This is a genomic window from Luteibacter sp. 9135 (assembly GCF_000745005.1).
Taxonomy (GTDB): domain Bacteria; phylum Pseudomonadota; class Gammaproteobacteria; order Xanthomonadales; family Rhodanobacteraceae; genus Luteibacter.
In genome coordinates this window covers 184,998-205,585 of the sequence record NZ_JQNB01000001.1, presented here as the reverse complement: position 1 = coordinate 205,585, position 20,588 = coordinate 184,998, and the positions used below count along the sequence as shown (strand labels likewise).

The 20,588-nt window shown below is 67.5% G+C and carries 16 protein-coding genes and 1 riboswitch; of the genes, 9 read left to right on the top strand and 7 right to left on the bottom strand.

Annotated features, from left to right (window positions below; all coding sequences use genetic code 11):
• Positions 1-122: 122 nt before the first annotated feature.
• The 4 genes from FA89_RS00935 to FA89_RS00920 are packed head-to-tail and all read left to right on the top strand — an operon-like array spanning position 123 to position 4,204.
• Complete coding sequence (locus FA89_RS00935) at positions 123-836, top strand: MtnX-like HAD-IB family phosphatase (RefSeq protein ID WP_036143381.1); 714 nt, start codon at positions 123-125, stop codon at positions 834-836.
• Entirely contained in the window at positions 833-2,236 is a 1,404-nt protein-coding gene (locus tag FA89_RS00930) for an aspartate aminotransferase family protein (protein WP_036137266.1), read from the top strand. Before FA89_RS00935 ends, FA89_RS00930 begins: the two co-directional genes overlap by 4 nt.
• A gap of 17 nt (positions 2,237-2,253) precedes the next feature.
• The gene (locus FA89_RS00925) at positions 2,254-3,318 is read left to right on the top strand and encodes a GNAT family N-acetyltransferase (RefSeq protein ID WP_036137263.1); all 1,065 of its coding nucleotides are present in this window, start codon (positions 2,254-2,256) and stop codon (positions 3,316-3,318) included.
• Positions 3,296-4,204, top strand: coding sequence for an arginase family protein (locus FA89_RS00920; RefSeq protein WP_036137261.1), 909 nt, complete (start codon positions 3,296-3,298; stop codon positions 4,202-4,204). Before FA89_RS00925 ends, FA89_RS00920 begins: the two co-directional genes overlap by 23 nt.
• Here FA89_RS00920 and FA89_RS00915 read toward each other — a convergent pair.
• Positions 4,164-5,171: a YeiH family protein gene (locus tag FA89_RS00915; RefSeq protein WP_240003832.1), complete on the bottom strand. Its 1,008-nt coding sequence runs from the start codon at positions 5,169-5,171 to the stop codon at positions 4,164-4,166. The two genes, FA89_RS00920 and FA89_RS00915, sit on opposite strands and share 41 nt — an antisense overlap.
• An 89-nt stretch (positions 5,172-5,260) precedes the next feature.
• Here FA89_RS00915 and FA89_RS00910 point away from each other — a divergent pair, with 89 nt between their 5' ends.
• Positions 5,261-6,169, top strand: coding sequence for a LysR substrate-binding domain-containing protein (locus FA89_RS00910; protein ID WP_036137253.1), 909 nt, complete (start codon positions 5,261-5,263; stop codon positions 6,167-6,169).
• A 10-nt stretch (positions 6,170-6,179) separates the two neighbouring features.
• On the opposite strand, the gene FA89_RS00905 is transcribed toward FA89_RS00910, so the two are convergent.
• The 5 genes from FA89_RS00905 to FA89_RS00885 all read right to left on the bottom strand — a co-directional run bounded on the left by FA89_RS00905 (position 6,180) and on the right by FA89_RS00885 (position 13,239).
• Positions 6,180-7,169 (bottom strand): diguanylate cyclase domain-containing protein, encoded by a 990-nt coding sequence (locus tag FA89_RS00905; RefSeq protein WP_036137250.1) that lies wholly within the window; start codon positions 7,167-7,169, stop codon positions 6,180-6,182.
• On the bottom strand, positions 7,166-7,735 hold the full coding sequence (locus tag FA89_RS00900) for a chemotaxis protein CheB (RefSeq protein WP_036137247.1): 570 nt from the start codon (positions 7,733-7,735) through the stop codon (positions 7,166-7,168). Before FA89_RS00900 ends, FA89_RS00905 begins: the two co-directional genes overlap by 4 nt.
• Positions 7,732-8,571, bottom strand: a complete 840-nt coding sequence (locus FA89_RS00895) for a CheR family methyltransferase (RefSeq protein ID WP_081916295.1) — start codon at positions 8,569-8,571, stop codon at positions 7,732-7,734. Before FA89_RS00895 ends, FA89_RS00900 begins: the two co-directional genes overlap by 4 nt.
• 1 nt (position 8,572) lies before the next feature.
• Positions 8,573-12,226 carry a response regulator gene (locus FA89_RS00890; protein WP_036137243.1) on the bottom strand — a complete coding sequence of 1,218 codons (3,654 nt, stop codon included), beginning with the start codon at positions 12,224-12,226 and terminating at the stop codon, positions 8,573-8,575.
• A 104-nt stretch (positions 12,227-12,330) separates the two neighbouring features.
• Positions 12,331-13,239: a CPBP family intramembrane glutamic endopeptidase gene (locus FA89_RS00885; protein ID WP_051938438.1), complete on the bottom strand. Its 909-nt coding sequence runs from the start codon at positions 13,237-13,239 to the stop codon at positions 12,331-12,333.
• An 87-nt stretch (positions 13,240-13,326) separates the two neighbouring features.
• On the opposite strand from FA89_RS00885, the gene FA89_RS00880 reads away from it, so the two are divergent.
• Positions 13,327-14,985, top strand: coding sequence for an FAD-dependent oxidoreductase (locus tag FA89_RS00880; protein ID WP_036137241.1), 1,659 nt, complete (start codon positions 13,327-13,329; stop codon positions 14,983-14,985).
• 3 nt (positions 14,986-14,988) lie between these two features.
• On the opposite strand, the gene FA89_RS00875 is transcribed toward FA89_RS00880, so the two are convergent.
• Positions 14,989-16,590 carry a peptide chain release factor 3 gene (locus FA89_RS00875; RefSeq protein WP_036137239.1) on the bottom strand — a complete coding sequence of 534 codons (1,602 nt, stop codon included), beginning with the start codon at positions 16,588-16,590 and terminating at the stop codon, positions 14,989-14,991.
• A gap of 363 nt (positions 16,591-16,953) precedes the next feature.
• A riboswitch (SAM riboswitch) is annotated at positions 16,954-17,068 on the top strand.
• 92 nt (positions 17,069-17,160) lie between these two features.
• Here FA89_RS00875 and metX point away from each other — a divergent pair.
• Genes metX through FA89_RS00860 form a run of 3 tightly spaced genes read left to right on the top strand, consistent with a single transcriptional unit; the run spans position 17,161 to position 20,468 of the window.
• Positions 17,161-18,204, top strand: a complete 1,044-nt coding sequence (metX, locus tag FA89_RS00870) for a homoserine O-succinyltransferase MetX (RefSeq protein ID WP_051938437.1) — start codon at positions 17,161-17,163, stop codon at positions 18,202-18,204.
• A 3-nt stretch (positions 18,205-18,207) separates the two neighbouring features.
• On the top strand, positions 18,208-19,404 hold the full coding sequence (gene metB / locus FA89_RS00865; protein ID WP_036137236.1) for a cystathionine gamma-synthase: 1,197 nt from the start codon (positions 18,208-18,210) through the stop codon (positions 19,402-19,404).
• Positions 19,401-20,468 carry a homoserine dehydrogenase gene (locus tag FA89_RS00860; protein ID WP_036137234.1) on the top strand — a complete coding sequence of 356 codons (1,068 nt, stop codon included), beginning with the start codon at positions 19,401-19,403 and terminating at the stop codon, positions 20,466-20,468. Before metB ends, FA89_RS00860 begins: the two co-directional genes overlap by 4 nt.
• The last annotated feature ends 120 nt before the right edge of the window (positions 20,469-20,588 follow it).

Genomic DNA, 20,588 nt, shown 5'->3' with positions numbered 1-20,588 from the left:
TCGGTGGGACGTGCAAATCATGCCGCACGCTACCTTACGACATGCTTCAGTGACGGGAAAGGGCTTCGAAAGGATGTGCGATTAGCCTTTCTTCCAACCTGACCACCGGCGCATCCGACGTGCTGAGCCCCGCCTCCTGGAACATCCTTTGCGACTTCGATGGCACCATCGCCGTCGAGGACGTCATCGACTCATTACTGGACCGCTACGGGCGTCCGGGTTGGGAAATACTCGAACGCGACTGGCGCGCGGGCCTGATCGGCTCCGCCGTCTGCATGGCCGGGCAGGTGGCCCTGCTGGACATGAGCCGGGACGAGTTGGCCCTCCACCTGGACAGCCTGCGCATCGACCAGGGCTTTGCCGGTTTCGTGGCCGCCACCATCCAGCATGGCGTGCCCATGGAGATCGTCAGTGACGGCCTCGACCACGCCATCCACGCGATCCTCGCCAACCACGGCATCGACACGCTGCCCACGGTCGCCAACCACCTCGTGCAGAGTGGCCAGCGCGACTGGAGCCTGACCTCGCCGTACAGCGTGTCGGGTTGCCGTGCCGGAACGTGCAAGTGCGCCCGCGTGGAAGCGTCCAGCGCGCGCGGCGGCAAGACCCTGCTGATCGGCGACGGCGCATCCGACTTCTGCGCTGCGGACCGCGTGGATTTCGTCTTCGCCAAAAACCGCCTGATCGAACACTGCCGCGCCGCCGGCATTCCCTACGCCCCTATCGCCAGCTTCGACGAGGCCCGCGAACTGCTTCCCGAACTGCTCGCCGGTCGCCTCCCGCCGCACACCGTCATTCCCCTTCACGCGACGATCTCCCAGGAACTCCCCGCATGAACATCCTCTCCCGCAACCCGCAGGTCGTGATCGACGACGCGACGCTGCTCGCCGACGAAGCCAAGTACTGCTCCTTCGGCGACACCGTGCACTACGTGGACCCGCCGAAGATCTTCCGCCACGCGGAAGGCAGCTACATCTACGACAGCGAGAACATCCCGTTCCTCGACCTGCAGATGTGGTACTCGGCCGTCAATTTCGGCTACGGCAACAAGCGCCTCAACGACACCCTGAAGGCGCAGATCGACCTGCTGCCGCAGGTGGCCAGCCAGTACCTGCACCAGGGCAAGATCGAACTCGCCAAGACCATCGCGGTGGACGCGAAGCAGAAGTTCGGCCTGGACGGCCGCTGCCACTTCAACGTAGGCGGCGCGCAGGCGGTGGAAGATTCGCTGAAGCTGGTGCGTAACGCACGCGGCGGCAAGAGCCTGATGTTCGCCTTCGAAGGCGGTTATCACGGCCGTACGCTCGGCGCCTCGTCGATCACCTCCAGCTACCGCTACCGTCGCCGCTTCGGCCACTTCGGCGAGCGCGCGCAGTTCATTCCGTTCCCGTATCCGTTCCGCCGCCCGAAGGGCATGACGCCGGAAGAATACTCCGACGAGTGCGTGCGCCAGTTCGCGCGCCTGTTCGAGACCGAATACAACGGCGTGTGGGATCCCAAGGTCGGCGAGGCCGAATACGCTGCGTTCTACGTCGAGCCGATCCAGGGCACCGGCGGCTACGTCATCCCGCCGAAGAACTTCTTCACCGACCTGAAGAAGGTGCTGGACAAGTACGGCATCCTGATGGTCGTCGACGAAATCCAGATGGGTTTCTGGCGGACCGGCAAGCTCTGGTCCATCGAGCATTTCGGCGTCAACCCCGACGTGCTGGTGTTCGGCAAGGCCCTGACCAATGGCCTCAACCCGCTGTCCGGCATCTGGGCGCGCGAGGAACTGATCAATCCCGAGATCTTCCCGCCGGGCTCCACCCACTCCACGTTCAATTCCAACCCGCTCGGTACCGCGCTGGGCCTGGAAGTGATCAAGATGGGCTACGAGCTGGACTACGGCACGCGCGTGGCCGAGAAGGGCAAGCACTTCCTCGACGGCCTGCGCGACCTGCAGAAGCGCCACAAGGAAATCGGCGACGTGGACGGCCTCGGCCTGGCGCTGCGTGCCGAGATCTGCACGGACGACGGGTTCACGCCGAACAAGGCGCTGCTCGACCGCATGGTCGACATCGGCCTGGCTGGCGGCCTGACCCACCAGGGCAAGAAGATCGGCCTCGTGCTCGACGTCGGCGGCTGGTACAAGAACGTGATCACGTTCGCGCCGTCGCTCGACATCAGCCACGACGAGATCGACCTGGCCATCGCACTGCTCGACCAGCTGCTGACGCTGGCCAAGCGCGGCTGATAACCGGTCGCCCGGCGATGGCTTTCGTGAACCAGCTCGAGCCGGATGCCCTGCTCGGGCACTTCGAACGCCATCCGCCGCACGGGTTCGTCCCGCTCCGCGCCGCCGACGGCTCGCCACTGTTCGTGGCACCGTTCGACCTCCTGACCACGGCCGACGATGCACTGCGTCGGCGCGTGGCAGGCATGCCTTTCCAGTCCCTGCTCAAACGCCTGCTCACGCCGCGCACCTGCTTCGCGGGCAGCACCGTGTCCGAGTATTCGCTGTTCGACGCGCACAGCGATCCCGCCGTCGTGGCGGCCGGCTGGGCGGGCTCGTTCGGCGCCGACCACCCGCTACTGATCGTCAAGGACCTGGCGGTGGATTCGCCGTTGACCTCGGTGCGCGATCGCGCATGGACGCGGCGCTTCATCGAGGCCGCGCGTGAGCACGGCTACATCATCGTCGAGGGCCAGGCGCTGGCCTATGTGCCCATCGATTTCACCTCCATCGACGATTACCTCGGTCGCCTTTCGGCGTCGCGACGGAAGAACCTCCGGCGCAAGCTTCGCTCGCGCGAGAAGCTCCAGATGGACACGCTCGCCACCGGCGAGGCCTTCGCCGCGGACGATACCGTCGATGCCTTCTACGCGCTGTTCGAGAACGTCTACGCGCAGAGCGACGTGCACTTCGACAAACTGTCGCGCGAGTTCTTCGCCGCCGTGTTACGCGACCCGGGTGGCCACGTCTTTACCTACCGGGTGGATGGCGAGCTGATCGGTTGGAACCTCTGCTACGAGCACGACGGCAAGCTGCTCGACAAGTACGTGGGCTTTGCCTATCCGGCGGCGCGCGAACGGGATCTCTATTTCGTCAGCTGGTTCGTCAACCTGGAGTTCGCGCTCCAGCGGGGCCTGCGGTTCTATGTCGCCGGCTGGACGGACCCCGCCGTCAAGGCGTCACTGGGCGCGCGCTTCCACCTCACCCGCCACGCCGTGTTCGTGCGCCAGCCGCTGCTGCGCGCCGTGCTTCGCCGTTTCGCCCATCGCTTCGAAACCGATAGCCAGTGGGAGGCCGCGGATGCGCAAGCCCGTCGTACTTGACCTGGATGGGTCCGTCGGCGCACTGCCGGGCCGGCTGGTGCTGCCCCTGCGCGAATGCGAGGAAGCGATCCGCTTCGGCTGTTCGCTGTCCACCCTGCGTCGCTTCGCCGCCGACCTCCGCGAGACGTTACCGCGAGAGCACGGCACCGTGTTTCTCGGCAGCGGCGATTTCCACCACCTGACCTGGCCTCTCGTGCAGCGCGTGCCGGGCACCTCGGGTTTCCAGGTGGTGGTGCTGGACAATCACCCGGACAACATGCGGTTTCCCTTTGGCGTGCATTGTGGCTCGTGGGTACGCCGGGTCGCCATGCTGCCGCGCGTCAGCCACGTGCATGTCGTCGGCATCACCTCGAGCGACATCGGCCGCAAGCATGCCTGGGAGAACTACCTCGGCCCCTTGCGCGCCGGCAAGCTCACCTACTGGTCCACCGGCGTGGATACGCGCTGGGCGGACAGGATCGGGCTGGGTGCGCGCTTCCGCGCGTTCCCGACCAGCCAGGCCATGGTGGATGCCTTCGTCTCCCTGCAGGCGCACAGTACCGAGCCGGTGTACCTGTCGATCGACAAGGACGCCTATGCACCCGAGGTGGCCATGACCAACTGGGATCAGGGCACGCTCAGCGAGTCCGGTGGTGAAGCCATGCTCGCCACGTTGCGTGGCCGCGTCATCGGCAGCGATGTCACGGGTGAGATATCCCGCTACACCTACGCCAGCTGGTGGAAGCGCAAGCTCAGCGCGATGGACGGCCAGGAAAGCATCGACGAGGCACGTCTGGCCATGTGGCAGGCCCAGCAGCACGCGTTGAACCTGCGCCTGCTCACGGCTATCGGCGCCGACGCACCGGTTACCAGCGTCCGATCAGGTGTTGCACCAGCAGGCTGCTGATCGCCACCGCGGCCCATACGCCCAAGCCCAGCAGGATCGGGCGGGGGCCTGTCGCCGCCATGCGGCGCAGGTCGGCCGACAGGCCGATGGCGGTCAGCGCGAGCACGATCAGGCATTCGGCCACGAAGTGGATCACCGGTAACAGAGCTTCGGGAACCAGACCGGCCGTGCGGATGCCCGACGCCACCAGGAACCAGAGGATGAACCAGGGAAAGATTCGGGCCAGGCTGAAGTCGCTGGCGCCGCTGCGCTTCTGCCGCCACGCCACGATCAGTGCGATGCCCAGGCTGATCGGAATGATCAGGGTGGCGCGGGTGAGCTTGACGATGGTGGCGTAGTCGCCCGCGGCGTGGCTGAAGCTGTAACCGGCCGCGACCACCGACGAGGTGTCGTTGATCGCCGTGCCCGCCCACAGGCCGAAGCCGAGGTCGGACAAGCCCAGCAGGTGGCCCAGCAGCGGAAACAGCAGGACCGCCACCAGGTTGAACAGGAAGATCGTGGAGATCGCGAACGCGGTGTCGTGCTCGTCCGGTTTGATGATCGGCACCACCGCGGCGATGGCGGAGCCGCCGCAGATCGCGGTGCCGACACCGATCAGCACCTGAAGCGTGTCGTGCACGCGCAGCAACCGCCCCAGTATCCAGGCGGCCAGGCCGGCGATGGTGACCGTCACCAGGGTGACCGACAGCGACTCGAGCCCGGTGTGCGCCACCTGGGTCAGGCTGAGTCCGAAGCCGAGGGCGATGATCGACCACTGCAGCACCTGCTTGGAGGCGAAGCGGATGCCGTGTTGGAACGACGCGGGCGGCGGTGCGACATGGCGCACGAGGATGCCCAGCACGATGCCGAACACGGCACCGCCGATGAGCGGCACCAGGCGACCGAGGCCGAAGGCGATCGCGGCCACCGCCACGGCGAGAAGGACGCCGGGCAGGCGCGACGGGGTGGTGGCGGAACGGACTGGCATAGAGATGACTCCTGGACTGGCCCGCATTGTCCCGTTGCTGTTTCGATAAGAATATTGAAAATGCCTTATCGGGGGTATAAGTGAGGCTTATGCAAGCGATCAGTCCGCGCCAGCTACAGGTATTCGTCGCCATCGCTCTTTCCGGCAGCGTTCGCGCGGCCGCCGGGCGCCTGTTCCTCAGCCAGCCAGCGGCCAGCATGGCGCTGGCCGAGCTGGAGCGGCAGCTCGGCGCCGCGCTGTTCGCGCGCGAGCGCGGCCGCCTGCGGATCAACGATCGTGGCCGCGAGCTGCTGCCCCTGGCCCAGGAACTGGTGGAACGCCACGCGGAGTTCGGCCGGCGCGCCGCCGGCGACGTAGCCGAACTCGCCGGCGAGCTGGGCATCGGGGCGAGCAACACCGTGGGCAACTACCTGGTCGGAGAGCTGCTCGGGCCCTTCACTGCGATCCATCCCGGCATCGCCCTCCGCCTGGGCGTCGCCAATACGGCGCGCATCGCGCAGGGCGTACTCGACCACGACTTCGACATCGGCTGCGTGGAAGGTCCGGTGACGCACGCGGCCATCGAGGCGTGGCCCTGGCGCGATGACCGGCTGGTCGTGTGCGCACGTCCGGAACATCCTCTGGCAGGGAAGAATCGGTTGCGCCGCGAGGATTTCGCCGGCGAGCGCTGGGTGCTGCGCGAGCGCGGCTCGGCCACGCGCGCCCTGAGCGAACGGGCGCTGGCCGAACTGCCCGAAGGGCGTACCGTGCTCGAACTGGACCAGGCCGAGGCGATCAAGCAGGCCGTCATCGCGGGGCTCGGCATCGCCTGCCTGCCCGAGGTGGCGATCGCCGATGCGCGGGCCACAGGGCGCCTGGTGGTGTTGCCCACGCCGTTCCTCGACCTGCGGCGCACACTGACGCTGTTGCTGCACCGGCAGCGCTACCGCGGTGCCGTACTGGAAGCCTTCCTGGCCACGCTCGCACCGCGCGGCAGGCGCGATGCGACATCGGCGTGAGGCGCCGTAGTCAGGCCATCACGCAGCGGTTCTTGCCGCTGCGCTTGGCCTCGTACATCGCACCGTCGGCGATGGCGACGATCTCGTCGTAGGCCTCGCCCGGGTGGAACAGGGTAACGCCGATACTGGCGCCGATGCGCGCCGGGAGGCGCACGTCGCCGACGGTGAGCGTATAGGGCTCGGCAATGGCATCGCACAGCGCCTGGCAACGCGCCAGGGCGCCGGTGGTGTCGCCGGTGTCGTGCAGCAGCACGGCGAATTCGTCGCCGCCCAGCCGTGCGACGGTATCCGTGCCGCGCGTGCGTGCATCGATGCGCAGGGCGATGGCCTTGAGCAGTTCGTCGCCCGCGGCATGGCCATGCCCGTCGTTGACCGCCTTGAAGCCGTCGATGTCGATATAGGCCAGGGCGAATGTCGTGCCGCCACTATTGCCTTCGGCAATGGTGCCTTCCAGCCGTTCGCGGAACAGCAGCCGGTTGGGCAGTCCGGTAAGTGCGTCGTGCGTGGCCTGGTGGCGAACCAGTTGCTCCATACGGGCACGCTCGGCCACTTCGTCGGTCAACTGCCGGTTGCGCGTGGACAGCTCGTCCAGCGCATCCTGGAGCAATGCGCGTGCGCGATACAGTTCGAGGAAGATCTTCACCTTCGACTGCAGGATCACGTCGTTGATCGGCTTGGCGATGTAGTCCACCGCACCGGCCGAATATCCCTTGATGCGGTTGATGTCGTCTGCGTAGGCGGCGGTGACGAAGATGATCGGCGTCTCGCTGAGGTGATCGTTCTCCGAGATCAGCTCCGCCACCTCGAAACCGTCCATCTCCGGCATGTTCACGTCCAGCAGCACCAGCGCGAAACGGTGATCCAGGCACAGCGCCAGCGCCTCGTTGCCGCTGGTGGCCTCGAACACGTCGGCCTCCGCACGGGCCAGCAGGCGACGCATGGCAACCAGGTTGGCGGGGGTATCGTCGACGACGAGGATCTTGGGGCGGGTCGGCTTCATGGCAGGCACAGTTGGTTGAGTCGCTCGGCGATAGCGTCGAGATCGAGGCAGGCATCGGCGCCGGCACGTTCGAGGCCGGCGAGGGGCATGGCGCGTGCTTCCGCCGTGGCGGGGTCCTGCACGATGGCGTAACCGCCGACGCGACGCACGGCGGCAAGCCCGTTCGCGCCATCGGAATTGGCCCCGGTCATCAGGACCGCCACCAGGGTGTCGTACCAGGCGTCCGCTGCCGTCTCGAACAATACGTCGATCGAAGGGCGCGCATAGGCCACCTTGGCGTCGATGCTGAGGGAAAAGTGCAGGTTGGGCTCGACCAGCAGGTGATATCCCGCCGGGGCGACATGCACCACGCCCGGGTCCACCGGCGCGCGCTCCTGCGCCTCGACCACCGGCAGCGGGCTGATCCGCGCCAGCAGTTCGACCAGCAGCGAGACGTCGGACGAGCCGGTATGGCAGCACAGCACCACCGGCACGGCCAGCCGCTTGTCCAGCCCGGGCAACACGCGCTGCAGGGCCGACAGGCCTCCGGCGCTACAGCCCATGACGATGGCCTGGTAGGTGCTCATCGGGCCAGTGGCCTGGCACCGTTACCGCCCGCCTGGTACACGCGCAGGCCATGGTCGATGTCGGAGAAACCGGCGGCCGAGGGCGAGAAATCGATATTCTCCCGCGTGCCCAGGCAAAGAAAGCCACCGCGCACCAGGCTGTCGCGGAACAGGCCCAGCGTGCGGTCCTGGAGGGTGTTGGTGAAGTAGATCAGCACGTTCCGGCACAGGATGAGGTGGGCCTCGCAGAACACCTCGTCGGTAACGAGGTTGTGGTTGAAGAAGGTGACGTTACGACGCAGGCGGCCGTCGAGCTTGATGAAGTCGTAGCGGGCGCTGTAGTAGTCGCTCAACGAGCGCTGGCCGCCGGCCTCCATGTAGTTGCGCGACCAGTCGCGCGCCTCGCGCGTGGCGTAGATGCCTTCGCCGGCGGTGACCAGCGCCGCGTCGTTGAAGTCGGTGGCGTAGATGCGCGAGCGCTCGTACAGGCCGGCTTCCTCGAGCAGGATGGCCAGCGAGTACACCTCCTGCCCGTACGCGCAGCCGGCCTGCCAGATGTTGATTTCCGGGTAGGAGGCCAGCACCGGGAAGACCTTGTCGCGCAGCACGCGGAACACGGCAGGGTCGCGGAACATCTCCGACACGGGTACCGACAGTCCCTCGATGGCCTTGGCCAGGAAACCCGGCTCGTGCAGGAGGCGGCGGTTGAGTTCGCTGATGCTGCCGGTGTCGTGCGTGCGCACCAGCTGCTGCACGCGACGCTTCAGCGACGCGGGGGCGTACTCGCTGAAGTCGTGCCCGTGGCGCAACTGCATGGCGCGCACGAACAGCTGGATCTCGATGTCCTCGATATCCATGTCAGGCACGGGGTGGCAGCCACACGCGGATCATCGACAGCAGGCGGTCCACGTCGATCGGCTTGGACAGGTAGTCGTTGGCGCCGGCTTCGAGGCACTTCTCGCGATCGCCGCGCATGGCCTTGGCGGTCAGCGCGATGATCGGCACCTTGGCCACCGCGGGCCGGGCACGGATGGAACGCATGGTCTCGTAGCCGTCCATCACCGGCATCATGATGTCCATCAGCACGAGCTCGAGGCCGGTGTCCTTGTCCAGTGTGTCGAGGGCCTTCTGGCCGTCCTGGGCCATCACCACATCGACGCCCTTGGCCCGCAGCACCTTGGACAGCGCGAACAGGTTGCGCATGTCGTCGTCCACCAGCAGCAAGCGGCGGCCGCGCAGGTCGGCCTCGTCGACGCCGCCCGCGGCCGAGGTCGCCTCGCTGCGCGCGCTGCCGCCGTGCCGGATGGAATGCAGGAACAGGCTGACCTCGTCGAGCAGGCGGTCCGGCGAGCGGGCGCCCTTGACCACGATGCTGTCGGTGTACTGGCGGATCTTCATGCTCTCCTCGCGGCTGAGGTCGCGGCCGGAATACACCACCACCGGTGGGGTATTCCCGCTGCGCGACAGCCTCTCGAGGAATTCGATGCCGGACATGCCAGGCAGGCCCAGGTCCAGGACGATGCAATCGTAGGGCGTGTCGCCGGTCTTCGAGAGCGCTTCCTCACCGGAGGCGGCTTCCTCGATGATCACCATGTCGTCCTTGAGCAGCGTACGCACCGCGGCGCGCGCGCTGGCGTCGTCGTCCACGACCAGCAGGTGGCGCGTGCGGCCTTCGGCAAAGTGGAGCAGGCGGTCGAAGGCGTCTCCGATCGACTCACGGCTGACCGGCTTGGTCAGGAAGCCGACCGCGCCCAGTTCGAGGCCGCGCGAGGCATCGTCCGTGGCGGAGATGAAATGCACGGGGATGTGCCGCGTGGCCACATCGCCCTTCAGTCGCTCGATCACCGTCCAGCCGTCCATGCCCGGCAGCATCACGTCGAGCAGGATACCGGTGGGACGATATTGCTTCGCCAGCGCGAGACCGGTTTCGCCATCGGCGGCGGCGAGCACACGGTGCCCCTTGCGGTGGATCATGTCGGCGAGGATTCGCGCGAACGCCGGGTCGTCTTCCACCACCAGGATGGTGGTGTCACCGGGGTTGATCGCACGACGGTCGTCGTCGATGTGTTCGGCGAGCAACCCCGGCGACAGCGGCAGCGTGGCCTCGGCCGCGGCCTGCTGTCGCGGGACGGGCTCCGCCACGACGCCGGTGTCGGGCGCCGTCTCGGGCAGCAGGATGGTGAAGGTGCTGCCCTTGCCCGGCTCGCTGACCAGCGTGATGTCTCCGCCGAGCAGTTCGGCGATGCGGCGCGAGATGGCCAGGCCCAGGCCGGTGCCGCCGTACTGGCGGCTGGTGCTGGCATCCACCTGTTCGAAGGCATGGAACACCCGCTGGAACTTGTCCGCCGGAATGCCGATGCCGGAGTCCGTCACGGCGATGGCGATGGCCTGGGTGGCGTCGAGGCCCGCCGGCAGCGATGCATCGGGCGCCGGCCGCGAGATGCGCAGTGCCACCGTTCCGCTGGAGGTGAACTTGAACGCGTTGCTGAGCAGGTTGTTGGCCACCTGTTCCAGCTTGGCGCCGTCGGTGCGGATGGTCGCTGGCAGGTCGGGTGCCACGTCCACGACGAACGCCAGTTTCTTTTCCTGGGCGACGTGGTTGAAGGTACGGCCGAGCGTTCGCGCCAGGTCCGCGATCGGGAACGTGTCGACCATCAGTTCCATCTTGCCGGCCTCCACCTTGGACAGGTCGAGGATGTCGTTGATGAGTCGCAGCAGGTTGGAGCCGGCATCGTGGATGATCCGCGCCGATTCCACCTGCTCGCCGGTGAGGTTGTCCTCGTCGTTGTCGGCCAGGCTGCGCGAGAGGATCAGCAGGCTGTTCAGCGGCGTGCGCAACTCGTGCGACATGTTGGCCAGGAATTCCGACTTGTACTGGCTGGCGCGGGCCAGTTCCTCGGCCTTTTCCTGAGTCTCGTGCTGCAGGGCCTGCAATGCGTCCTTTTGCTGGTTGAGGGTCACGCCCTTTTCGCGCAGCTCCTCGTTGGACGCGTGCAGCTCCTCCGTCTGCACGCGAAGTTCCTCCTCGGAGGCGACCAGTCGCTGCGACTGTTCCTGCAACTCGTTGGTCCTGGCTTTCAGCTCGTCGTTGGTCGTGCGCAGGTCTTCCTGCTGCGAGCGCAGGGCTTCCTCCGACGCGCGCAGTTCGTCGGCCTGGGTCTGGGTGTGTTCCAGCAGGGTGCTGGTGCGCAGGGCGCGGGACAGGTTTTCCAGCGACAGCGCGACGATTGGCATCAGCTCGTCCAGCAGGCGCTGCTGGATCGGCGAAAGGTGATCGAAGCTGGCGATTTCCAGCACGCCCAGCAGGTTGTTGCGGGACAGCACGGGCATCATTACCACGCTGCGCGGCGACGCTTCGCCCGTGCCCGAATGGATGCGCGTGTAGTCGTCCGGCACATCCTGCAACACGATGGGCTGCCGCCCGAGCGCCGCCTGGCCGACCAAGCCTTCGCCCAGCGCGTACTCGGTGGTGACATGGCGACGCTGGCGGAAGCCGTAGCTGCCCAGCATCTCCAGCGTGGAGGTGTCTTCGCGGAACACGTAGAACACACCGACCCCCGCCTTCAACGTGGGCACCAGTTCGGCGAGCAGGGTGTCGGCGAACTGCCTGTACGTGGTGGCCACCTGCAGCCGGTTGGAGATCGCGGTGACCGCCGACTTCAGCCAGTTCTGGCCGGCCGTCTCGATCGACATCTCCTTGAACACCTGCAGCGCCCGGGCGATCTCGCCGATCTCGTCGCGGCGGGCCAGCTGGCGCACCTCGATGGCATGGTCGTGGGCGGCCAGCCGGGTCATCAGCTCGGTCATGCGGACGATGGGGCGCGTGATCAGGCGGAAGGTCATGGCGATGACCGCCATGCCGAACAGCAGGCAGACCACGAGGGAAACGATATCGATGTAGAGCGTCGCCGTGAGTATGTCGTCCAGCGCACCGTTGCGCCTTTCGAGCAAAGCGCGCTCGGTCGAGGACATCTCGTCGACCATCTTGCGGATGTCGCTCATCAATACGGTGCGCCGCGCGAAATACTCACGACGAATGCCGTCCCTTGCGAACGCGGCCTCGGGCGTGACCGCCGCACCGATGGCCCGCATCGGCTCCAGCCCGAGCCGCACGGCTTCCGCCTTCCAGCGGTCGAGCATCTCCTGCACACGGTCCAGCCGCGCCTGCTGGAGTGGGTTGTCCGCCGTGAGCTGGCGTACCTGGGCAAGATGCTTGCCCAGGTCCCGGTCGGCCTGCTCGAAGTCGGCCCACTCGTTATCGCTCTGGCTGAGCATGAAACCGCGCGCGGCCACCTGGCGGGCCTGGGCATCGTCGTCCACCTCGGCCAGGGTGAGCAGCACCACGTAAGTGTGCGTCGACCAGGCACGGGTGTCGTTCTCCCGGTGCAAGGACACCAGGTTGGCGATGCTGGACGCCACGAACAGGGCCAGCAGCGCGCCGATGGCGAAGACGATCTTCCGCTGGAGGGGCTGGTCGGCCAGCCAGGTGCGCTGCTTTTCTTGGGATGACATGCAAGGACCGATAGGAGGGCGGAGGGATGACGTGCTGGCCCGTTAAGGTAGTACACCCAACCGTGCCGGGCTTCCATGGCGTCGTGCAGATTATCGGCTACAGGTCACACGACTGAAGGCGGGGCCCGGCGGCGCCACGGCGGGGGTACCAGCGTGCCGCGGCGGATCGCCACGGCAAGACATACGGCGGTGGCGATCGAACAGATGCACAGCGCCACCACGGAGGCTTCCGCGCCGAAGCTGCCGCCCGTGAGCCAGTCGGGTCCCTGCATGTGCGAGGCGAGCAGGCCGCGCTGCTGGAAGCCGGACACGGGGATGCCGTAGAACGGCCCCTGGGCGATGTTCCAGGCCGCATGCACGCCCATGCACAGCCACAGCGAGCGGGTCAGGTTGTAGAGCAGCCCGAACAGCAGCCCGGCTTCCAGCGCGATGGCTATGGCGCTCCATGCGGTGGCGCCGGGGTTCCAGGCGTGCGCGCCGCCGAAGAACGCAGCCGAGACCAGCAGCGACACCCAGGTGCCCAATCCTTCCTCGACGATGCGGAACAGCACGCCGCGGCTGATGATCTCCTCGCCCACCCCGGCGCCGACGCCGGTCACCAGGATCGGGCCGAGCCAGGCCACGTCGTGGTTCACGCCGTCCACGACGAACGCGCCCAGCGCATAGAGCGCGCCGACCACCAGCGAAAAGAGCAAGGCGCCGCCGAGCAGGCCCAGCGCCAGGTGCGGTATGGCCTTGCGTGGCGCCAGTTCGTCGATCCGCCGTTCCTCGATCGTCCGCACCAGCATCCAGTACGCGAGCACGACCGGCAGCAGCCGGAAGGCCTCGATCAGGGGCGTGACCTGGTCGAAGGGCAGCCTGCCGCGCGGCAGGCCGACGCCGGCGTAGATGTGGCCGGCGATGAAGCCGAGCACGGTCAGTGTGACGACGAACGCCACGATCCGACCCAGCGGCGAGCGCAGCAGGCGCATTGGCAGGGCGGGGTGGGCGGCGCGGTCGGGCGGCAGGGACATGGCGGGGCTCGTGACTGGTATTCGACGGCAGTCTACGCAGGCATGATGGCGTTCCGATACCCGATCGTTCCTCCTGGAACCCGCCGCATGGCCATCCCGCCCGAACACGATCCGTCCAGCCCCTCGCAGCGTCGCGAGCAGACCTTCCCCCACCTAGACGACGAGATGACCGCACGGCTGGTCGGCTATGGCGCGGAAGAGGCCCTGCCCGCGGGCACCGTGTTGTTCGAGCGGGGGCAGCGGCACGTGGATTACTTCTTCGTGCTGGAGGGCTGCATCGAGGTCTACGACGTGCACGAGGACGGCACGCCGGACATCATCGTGGTGCACGGCCCGAAGCAGTTCACCGGCGAAGTGGACCTGTTCAGTGAACGCCAGACCATGGTCAATGGCCGCACCGGCGCGGATACCCGTCTGGTCAGGCTCGATCCCGCTCAGTTCCGCAAGCTGGTGTCCGGCGAGCCGGACATCGGCGAGATCATCATGCGTGCCTTCATCCTGCGCCGCGTGGGCCTCATCCAGTCGGGGCAGGGTGGCGTCACCCTGGCCGGTTCGGCGCATGCCGCGGATACGGTGCGGCTGCGCAGCTTCCTCATCCGCAACGGTTATCCCTACCGATTGCTGGACACCGACGTGGACGACGACGTGCGCCACCTGATCGACGGTTTCGGCCTGCACCCGGCCGAATGCCCCGTGGTCATCATGCCCGACCGGCAGGTGCTGAAGTGTCCGACCACGGTGCAGTTGGCGGACCACCTGGGCATCACCATCCCGCTGGACAGCGACCACGTGCATGACGTGGCGGTGATCGGCGCGGGTCCCGCCGGTCTTGCGGCCGCCGTCTACGCGGCGTCCGAGGGCCTGGATACGCTGGTGCTCGAGGCGCTGGCTCCCGGCGGGCAGGCGGGTACCAGTTCGAAGATCGAGAACTACCTGGGCTTTCCCACCGGCATTTCCGGCCAGGCGCTGGCGGGCCGCGCCCAGGTGCAGGCCATGAAGTTCGGCGCCCACATGGCTGTCGCGCGCTCGGTCCAGGCCATGGACTGCTCGACCCATCCGTTCCGGCTCACCCTTGACGACGGCATGGTGGTATCGGCACGGTCCGTGGTCATCGCCACGGGGGCGCGTTACCGCAAGCTGGATACCGCCGACTACGAGCGGTTCGAAGGACAGGGCATCCACTATGCCGCCACGGCGATGGAAGCCACGCTGTGCGCGGGTGCCGAGGTCGTGGTAGTCGGTGGCGGCAACAGCGCGGGGCAGGCGGCGGTGTTCCTCGCGCGCACGGTGGCGCACGTGCATGTGCTGGTGCGCGGCAGCGGGCTGGCGGCGACGATGTCGGACTACCTGGTCCAACGTATCGCGCAATCGCCGCGCATTACGCTGCACACGCACTGCAAGGTCGATCACCTCGATGGCGATACGTCCCTGCGCGAGGTGGGCTGGGTCTGCAACGACGGCACGCAGACCCGCCGGAAGGTCGGTGCGCTGTTCGTGATGATCGGTGCCGAGCCCAACACGGCGTGGCTGGGCGGCTGCCTCGACCTCGATCGCAAAGGCTTCGTGCTGACGGGCCGGGACGCCGACGGTTACGCCACGCCGTCGCCTTATGCGACCACCCTGCGCGGCGTGTTCGCCGTAGGGGATGTCCGCTCGGGGTCGGTCAAGCGGGTTGCCTCCGGCGTGGGCGAGGGCTCGGTGGTGGTGCAGGCCGTGCACCGCTTCCTGCACCCCTCGCCGGTCTGAGGATCACATCTCGATCGAGGCGGCGTGCTCGCGCGTGGCCGAGAAGCGCACGCCGGGCCAGCGTTCCTGGGCCAGCTGCAGGTTGACCCGGGTGGGGGCGAGATAGACCAATTCCCCCGCGGCGTCGATGGCCAGGTTGCCGGCGTTCTTCTCGCGGAATTCCTCGAGTTTCTTCGCGTCGTCGCAGTGGATCCAGCGAGCCGTGGCCACGCCGACCTGCTCGAAGGACGAGTCGACGTTGTATTCGTCCTTTAGCCGGTAGGCCACCACGTCGAACTGCAGCACGCCCACCGCGCCGAGGATCAGGTCGTTGGACATCAGCGGGCGGAAGAACTGCGTGGCGCCTTCCTCGGACAACTGGGCCAGGCCCTTCTGCAGGGCCTTCATCTTCATCGGATCGCGCAGGCGCGCACGACGGAACAGCTCCGGCGCGAAGTTGGGGATGCCGGTGAACGACAGTGGTTCGCCTTCAGTGAAGGTGTCACCGATGGTGATGGTGCCGTGGTTGTGCAGGCCGATCACGTCGCCCGGGTAGGCGCGCTCGACGATCTCGCGGTCCGACGCCATGAAGGTGAGCGCGTTGGCGATCCGCACCTCCTTGCCGGTGCGCGTCTGCTGCATTTTCATGCCGGCGGTGTAGGTGCCCGAGCACACGCGCATGAAGGCCACGCGGTCGCGGTGGGCCGGGTCCATGTTCGCCTGGATCTTGAAGACGAAGCCGGTGAGTTTTTCTTCCTCGGGCTTGACCTCACGGGTGAGCGTGTTGCGGCTACGCGGCGACGGTGCGTGTTCGACGAAGAAATCGAGCAGCAGCTGCACGCCGAAGTTGTTGACCGCGGAGCCGAAGAACACGGGCGTCTGCTTGCCGGCGAGATAGGCGTCGATGTCGAACGGGTTGGACGCGCCCATGACCAGTTCCAGTTCCTCGCGCAGTTCGTCGAGTGCGGCCTGGCCGATGGTGGATGCGAGGCCGGGATCGTCCAGCCCCTTGAAGATGGTGGAATCCTGGCGCGTGAAGTTCTTGCCCGGCTCGAACACGTGCACTTCGTCCAGCACCACGTGGTACACGCCCTTCAGGCGCGAGCCCATGCCGATAGGCCAGGTCACGGGAGCGCAGGCGATGCCGAGCACCGATTCCACTTCGTCGAGCAGATCGATCGGTGAACGACCTTCGCGGTCGAGCTTGTTGATGAAGGTCATGATGGGCGTGTCGCGCAGGCGGCACACTTCCATGAGCTTGATCGTGCGTTCCTCGACGCCTTTCGCGCAGTCGATGACCATCAGCGCGGAATCGACCGCGGTCAGCACGCGGTAGGTGTCCTCGGAGAAGTCCGCGTGTCCCGGCGTGTCGAGCAGGTTGACGATGGCGTCCTCGTACGGGAACTGCATGACCGAGGATGTCACCGAGATGCCGCGCTCCTTTTCCAGCGCCATCCAGTCGGACGTGGCATGCCGGGCCGCCTTGCGGCTCTTCACCGAGCCGGCCATCTGGATCGCGCCGCCGAACAGCAGGATCTTCTCGGTCAGCGTCGTCTTGCCGGCGTCGGGGTGGCTGACGATGGCGAAGCTGCGCCGGCGGCGGGTTTCGGTGAGGTGTGCGGACATGGTCGGGGTCGCTGTGGAGGCTAACCGCCGATTCTAGCAGGGGTTCCGGGCGGAGGCGCCGGGCCAGGCAGCGGTGGGGCCGTCCGCAGGGGGCGCCCGCACGGGCCGCGGCCTGCCCGCTGGCGATCGTCGGCCCGGCGTCCCGCCCGGCGCCAAGCGGCCGCGCGCGGCCAGCCGTTCGGTATGTCCGGGCTGCCCGTGGGGTGGTTCCGTTCGGTTTTTCCTTCGGCGTGGTTGGTCGGAGGGCATGGGTGGCAACGGCTGCGTGGTGCGATCCGCAAGTTTTCACCGGAATGGATGTCTGGACATCTGGACGTCTAAACGGCTGTTGACAGTCATCGTGTGCAGGCGTATCGTCGGTTTCACTCATCGAGACCGGCTGAGGGACAGGCCCTTTGAAGCCGGGGCAACCTGCGGATTTCCGCGACGGTGCCAACTCCTGCGGGACGTGCCAGTCACGTCAGCCGATAGATGGGATGTCCGTTGCGGGCACGCTTTCGCGTACCCGTGGCTGCCAGTCCGCATATCGTCTTTTCCCGCAGGGCTCGATCCCGAACGCAGGAATCCGACATGCCCGCTGAGCCCCTCACCGTGATCTCCCTCCCCGAAACGGCCGCCACCGTCGCCGCGCCGCGTGGCGCCGCTGACCTCACCGAGCAGCGCGGCGTGCGCCGGGTCTCCTTCCAGCCGAAGTACGGCAGCGAGGCGGTGGCGGTGGATGTCCGCTACCTCTGGTGCGGTGCACCCCACGCGCCCACCGTGATCGTCCAGGGCGGCATCTCGGCCGACCGCGACGTCTGCACTGGGCGTGAGCGGGCAGCGGGCTGGTGGCAGGAACTGGTCGGCCACGGCGCCGCCATCGACCTCGCGGCCTGTCGCGTGCTGTCGATCGACTGGCTGGCCCCGGACGATCTGGGCGCCGACGTGGCCTCGGTGTCCAGCGAGGACCAGGCCGCCGCCCTGGCCGCCCTGGTCGATGAACTGGGCATCGGTCGCGTGCATGCATTCGTCGGCTCGTCCTACGGTGCGATGACCGGTCTGGCCTTCGCGGCGGCCTACCCCGAGAAGCTGCGTTCGCTGGTGCTGCTGGCCGGCGCACACCGCCCGCACCCCCTGGCGACGGCGCAGCGCTCCGTGCAGCGCGGGATCGTCCGCCTGGGTATCGCCTCGGGCCAGGTCGACGAAGCCCTGGGCCTGGCCCGCCAGCTGGCCATGACCACGTATCGCGGCAGCGAGGAGTTCTCCCGCCGTTTTGCCGCGGGCCCGGAACTGCGCGACGGCCGCTTCCATTTCCCGGTGGAGGATTACCTGGAACATGCCGGGCGCCGCTTCGTCGAGCGCTTCGACCCCGAGCGGTTCCTCGCGCTCTCTGAATCCATCGACCTGCACGACATCGCCCCCGAGCGGGTGTCCACCCCGACCACCCTGGTCGGTTTCCCGTCCGATCGCCTGGTGCCGTTGGCCGATCTGTGCGAGCTCCAGCACCGGCTGGCCGGTACCGCCTCGCTCGAAGTCGTGGATTCCCCCTATGGCCACGATGCCTTCCTCAAAGAAACCGTGCAGCTCGCTCCCGTGCTGCGTCACGCACTCAACGACTGTCGCGGAGACCGCTAAGCCATGACCCACGAATCCCGCCTGTGTACCCGCGCCGTCCGCGCCGGCATCGAATCCGACACCCAGCACGGCGCCGTCGTGCCTCCGCTGCACCTGTCGACCAACTACGCGTTCGAGGGCTTTGGCCGCAAGCGCGCCTACGACTACTCGCGCAGCGGTAACCCCACCCGCGACCTGCTCGGCGAAGCGCTGACCGAACTGGAAGAAGGCGCGGGTGCCGTCGTCACCGGCAGCGGCATGTCGGCAGTCGCGCTGGCCCTGGAGCTGGTGCCGTCCGGTGCGCTGGTGCTGGCCGCGCACGACTGCTACGGCGGCACCTGGCGTCTGCTGGACGCCTGGGCGAAGAAGGGACGCTTCCGCCTCCGTTTCGTCGATTTCACCGAGCCGACCGCACTGGCCGACGGCCTCGCGGAGAAGCCGGCGCTGGTGTGGGTCGAGACGCCTTCGAATCCCTTGCTACGCATCACCGACGTGCGCCACGTCGCGCAGGCCGCGCACGCCGTCGGCGCGCTGGTGGTGGTCGACAACACCTTCCTTTCGCCAGCGCTGCAGCAGCCGCTGAAGCTGGGTGCGGACATCGTCGTCCACTCGACCACGAAGTACATCAACGGCCACAGCGACGTGGTCGGTGGCGCGGTGATCGCCGCCGACCAGGCCGTGGCCGACCAGCTGAAGTGGTGGGGCAACTGCAACGGCCTGACCGGTTCGCCGTTCGACAGCTTCCTCACCCTGCGTGGCGTGCGCACGCTCGCCGTGCGCCTGCGTGCCCACGAGGAGAATGCGCATCGCATTGCCGCACGCCTGGACGCGCACGACGCCGTGTCGCGCGTGTTCTACCCGGGGCTCGCGTCGCATCCGGGGCACGCGCTGGCGCAGCGCCAGCAGAAGGGTTTCGGCGCGATGCTCAGCTTCGAGATCGCCGGCGGCACCGACGCGATCGAAGCCTTCGTCGACGGGCTCCGTTACTTCTCCCTGGCCGAATCGCTGGGCGGCGTCGAAAGCCTCGTCGCGCATCCGGCGTCGATGACTCACGCATCCATGGCACCGGAAGCGCGCAAGGTCGCCGGCATTTCGGACAGCCTGCTGCGCCTGTCGGTCGGTATCGAGGACGGCGACGATCTGTTGGCCGACCTTGAAGACGCGCTGGCGCGTGCCGCCGCCGTCGCTTCGGTCACCTCGAAACGCAAGGTCGGCGCATGAGCGCCGTGATCGCCGCTCCCCTCGTGGCCGATGCGCCGCGCACGGCGGTCGTGTTGCTCGGTACCGGTGTGGTCGGCCGCGCCTTGCTGACCCTGCTCGCCACGCCGGCAGCCCGGTCGCTGCGCCTGGTCGGCGTGGCCAATTCGAAGCGCCAGCACGCGGCACCGGACGGCCTCTTGCCGGGCGATGCCGCCGGTTGCCTGGCCAAGGGCCGGGACGGGCGTGAGAATGCACCCTTGCTGGCCGCCCTGGACGCCACGGGTGCCCCGCGCAAGGTGGTGATCGACGCCACCGCATGCGCGATCGAGGCGGGCCGCCACGCCGGCTGGCTGGCCGCCGGCTACCACGTCGTCACTGCGAACAAGGCGCTCGCCGGCGGTCAGCTGTCCGGCTGGCGCGCCTTGCAGGGCGCCACGGCGAACGGCAGCGTCTACGGGGATGCCGCCACGGTGGGCGCAGGGCTACCCGTGCTGTCCACGCTGCGCCGCCTGCGCAACTGTGGCGACAGCCTGCTCACCCTGGAGGGCGTGTTTTCGGGATCGCTGTCGTGGCTGTTCAACCAATACGACGGCAGTCGCCCGTTCTCGTCGCTGCTGGCCGACGCGCGTCGCCTGGGCTTCACCGAGCCGGACCCGCGCTCGGACCTTTCGGGCGAGGACGTGGCGCGCAAGCTGCTGATCATCGCCCGCAATGCGGGCTTCGCGCTCGGCAGCGACGAGGTGGAAGTGGAAAGCCTGGTGCCCGAGACCCTGCGTGGCGTCGATACGAAAACCTTCCTCGAACGTCTGGACGAACTGGACGAGCCGCTTCGGCTGCGGCATGAGCAGGCCAGGGCGAATGGCAAGGTGTTGCGCTACCTGGCACGCCTCAACCAGCGTGGCCGGGCGCGCGTCGGTCTGGTCGAAGTCGGCCTCGACCATCCGGCCTCGCGGCTCTCCGGCACGGACAACCAGTTCGCCCTGACCACGACGCGTTATCACGCCACGCCGCTGGTGATCCAGGGGCCGGGCGCGGGGCCGGAGATTACGGCGCAGGCACTGCTGGGCGATGTGCTGGCCTTATAGGTCTGTACGTAATAATTGGGGTGCACGGGATATGCGCCTGCTGCTCGTACGATACGGAGAAGAGGCGTCGGTTCTCGTGCGGTATCGGGAGGAGGCGTCGGGTGGTCACCCTCTGCGCTC

Excerpts from the sequence above, each read along its gene's own strand:
- FA89_RS00930 (WP_036137266.1), top strand. The coding sequence starts at position 833 with ATGAACATCCTCTCCCGCAACCCGCAGGTCGTGATCGACGACGCGACG.
- FA89_RS00925 (WP_036137263.1), top strand. The coding sequence starts at position 2,254 with ATGGCTTTCGTGAACCAGCTCGAGCCGGATGCCCTGCTCGGGCACTTC.
- FA89_RS00920 (WP_036137261.1), top strand. The coding sequence starts at position 3,296 with ATGCGCAAGCCCGTCGTACTTGACCTGGATGGGTCCGTCGGCGCACTG.
- FA89_RS00915 (WP_240003832.1), bottom strand. The coding sequence starts at position 5,171 with ATGCCAGTCCGTTCCGCCACCACCCCGTCGCGCCTGCCCGGCGTCCTT.
- FA89_RS00910 (WP_036137253.1), top strand. The coding sequence starts at position 5,261 with ATGCAAGCGATCAGTCCGCGCCAGCTACAGGTATTCGTCGCCATCGCT.
- FA89_RS00905 (WP_036137250.1), bottom strand. The coding sequence starts at position 7,169 with ATGAAGCCGACCCGCCCCAAGATCCTCGTCGTCGACGATACCCCCGCC.
- FA89_RS00900 (WP_036137247.1), bottom strand. The coding sequence starts at position 7,735 with ATGAGCACCTACCAGGCCATCGTCATGGGCTGTAGCGCCGGAGGCCTG.
- FA89_RS00895 (WP_081916295.1), bottom strand. The coding sequence starts at position 8,571 with ATGGATATCGAGGACATCGAGATCCAGCTGTTCGTGCGCGCCATGCAG.
- FA89_RS00890 (WP_036137243.1), bottom strand. The coding sequence starts at position 12,226 with ATGTCATCCCAAGAAAAGCAGCGCACCTGGCTGGCCGACCAGCCCCTC.
- FA89_RS00885 (WP_051938438.1), bottom strand. The coding sequence starts at position 13,239 with ATGTCCCTGCCGCCCGACCGCGCCGCCCACCCCGCCCTGCCAATGCGC.
- FA89_RS00880 (WP_036137241.1), top strand. The coding sequence starts at position 13,327 with ATGGCCATCCCGCCCGAACACGATCCGTCCAGCCCCTCGCAGCGTCGC.
- FA89_RS00875 (WP_036137239.1), bottom strand. The coding sequence starts at position 16,590 with ATGTCCGCACACCTCACCGAAACCCGCCGCCGGCGCAGCTTCGCCATC.
- metX (WP_051938437.1), top strand. The coding sequence starts at position 17,161 with ATGCCCGCTGAGCCCCTCACCGTGATCTCCCTCCCCGAAACGGCCGCC.
- metB (WP_036137236.1), top strand. The coding sequence starts at position 18,208 with ATGACCCACGAATCCCGCCTGTGTACCCGCGCCGTCCGCGCCGGCATC.
- FA89_RS00860 (WP_036137234.1), top strand. The coding sequence starts at position 19,401 with ATGAGCGCCGTGATCGCCGCTCCCCTCGTGGCCGATGCGCCGCGCACG.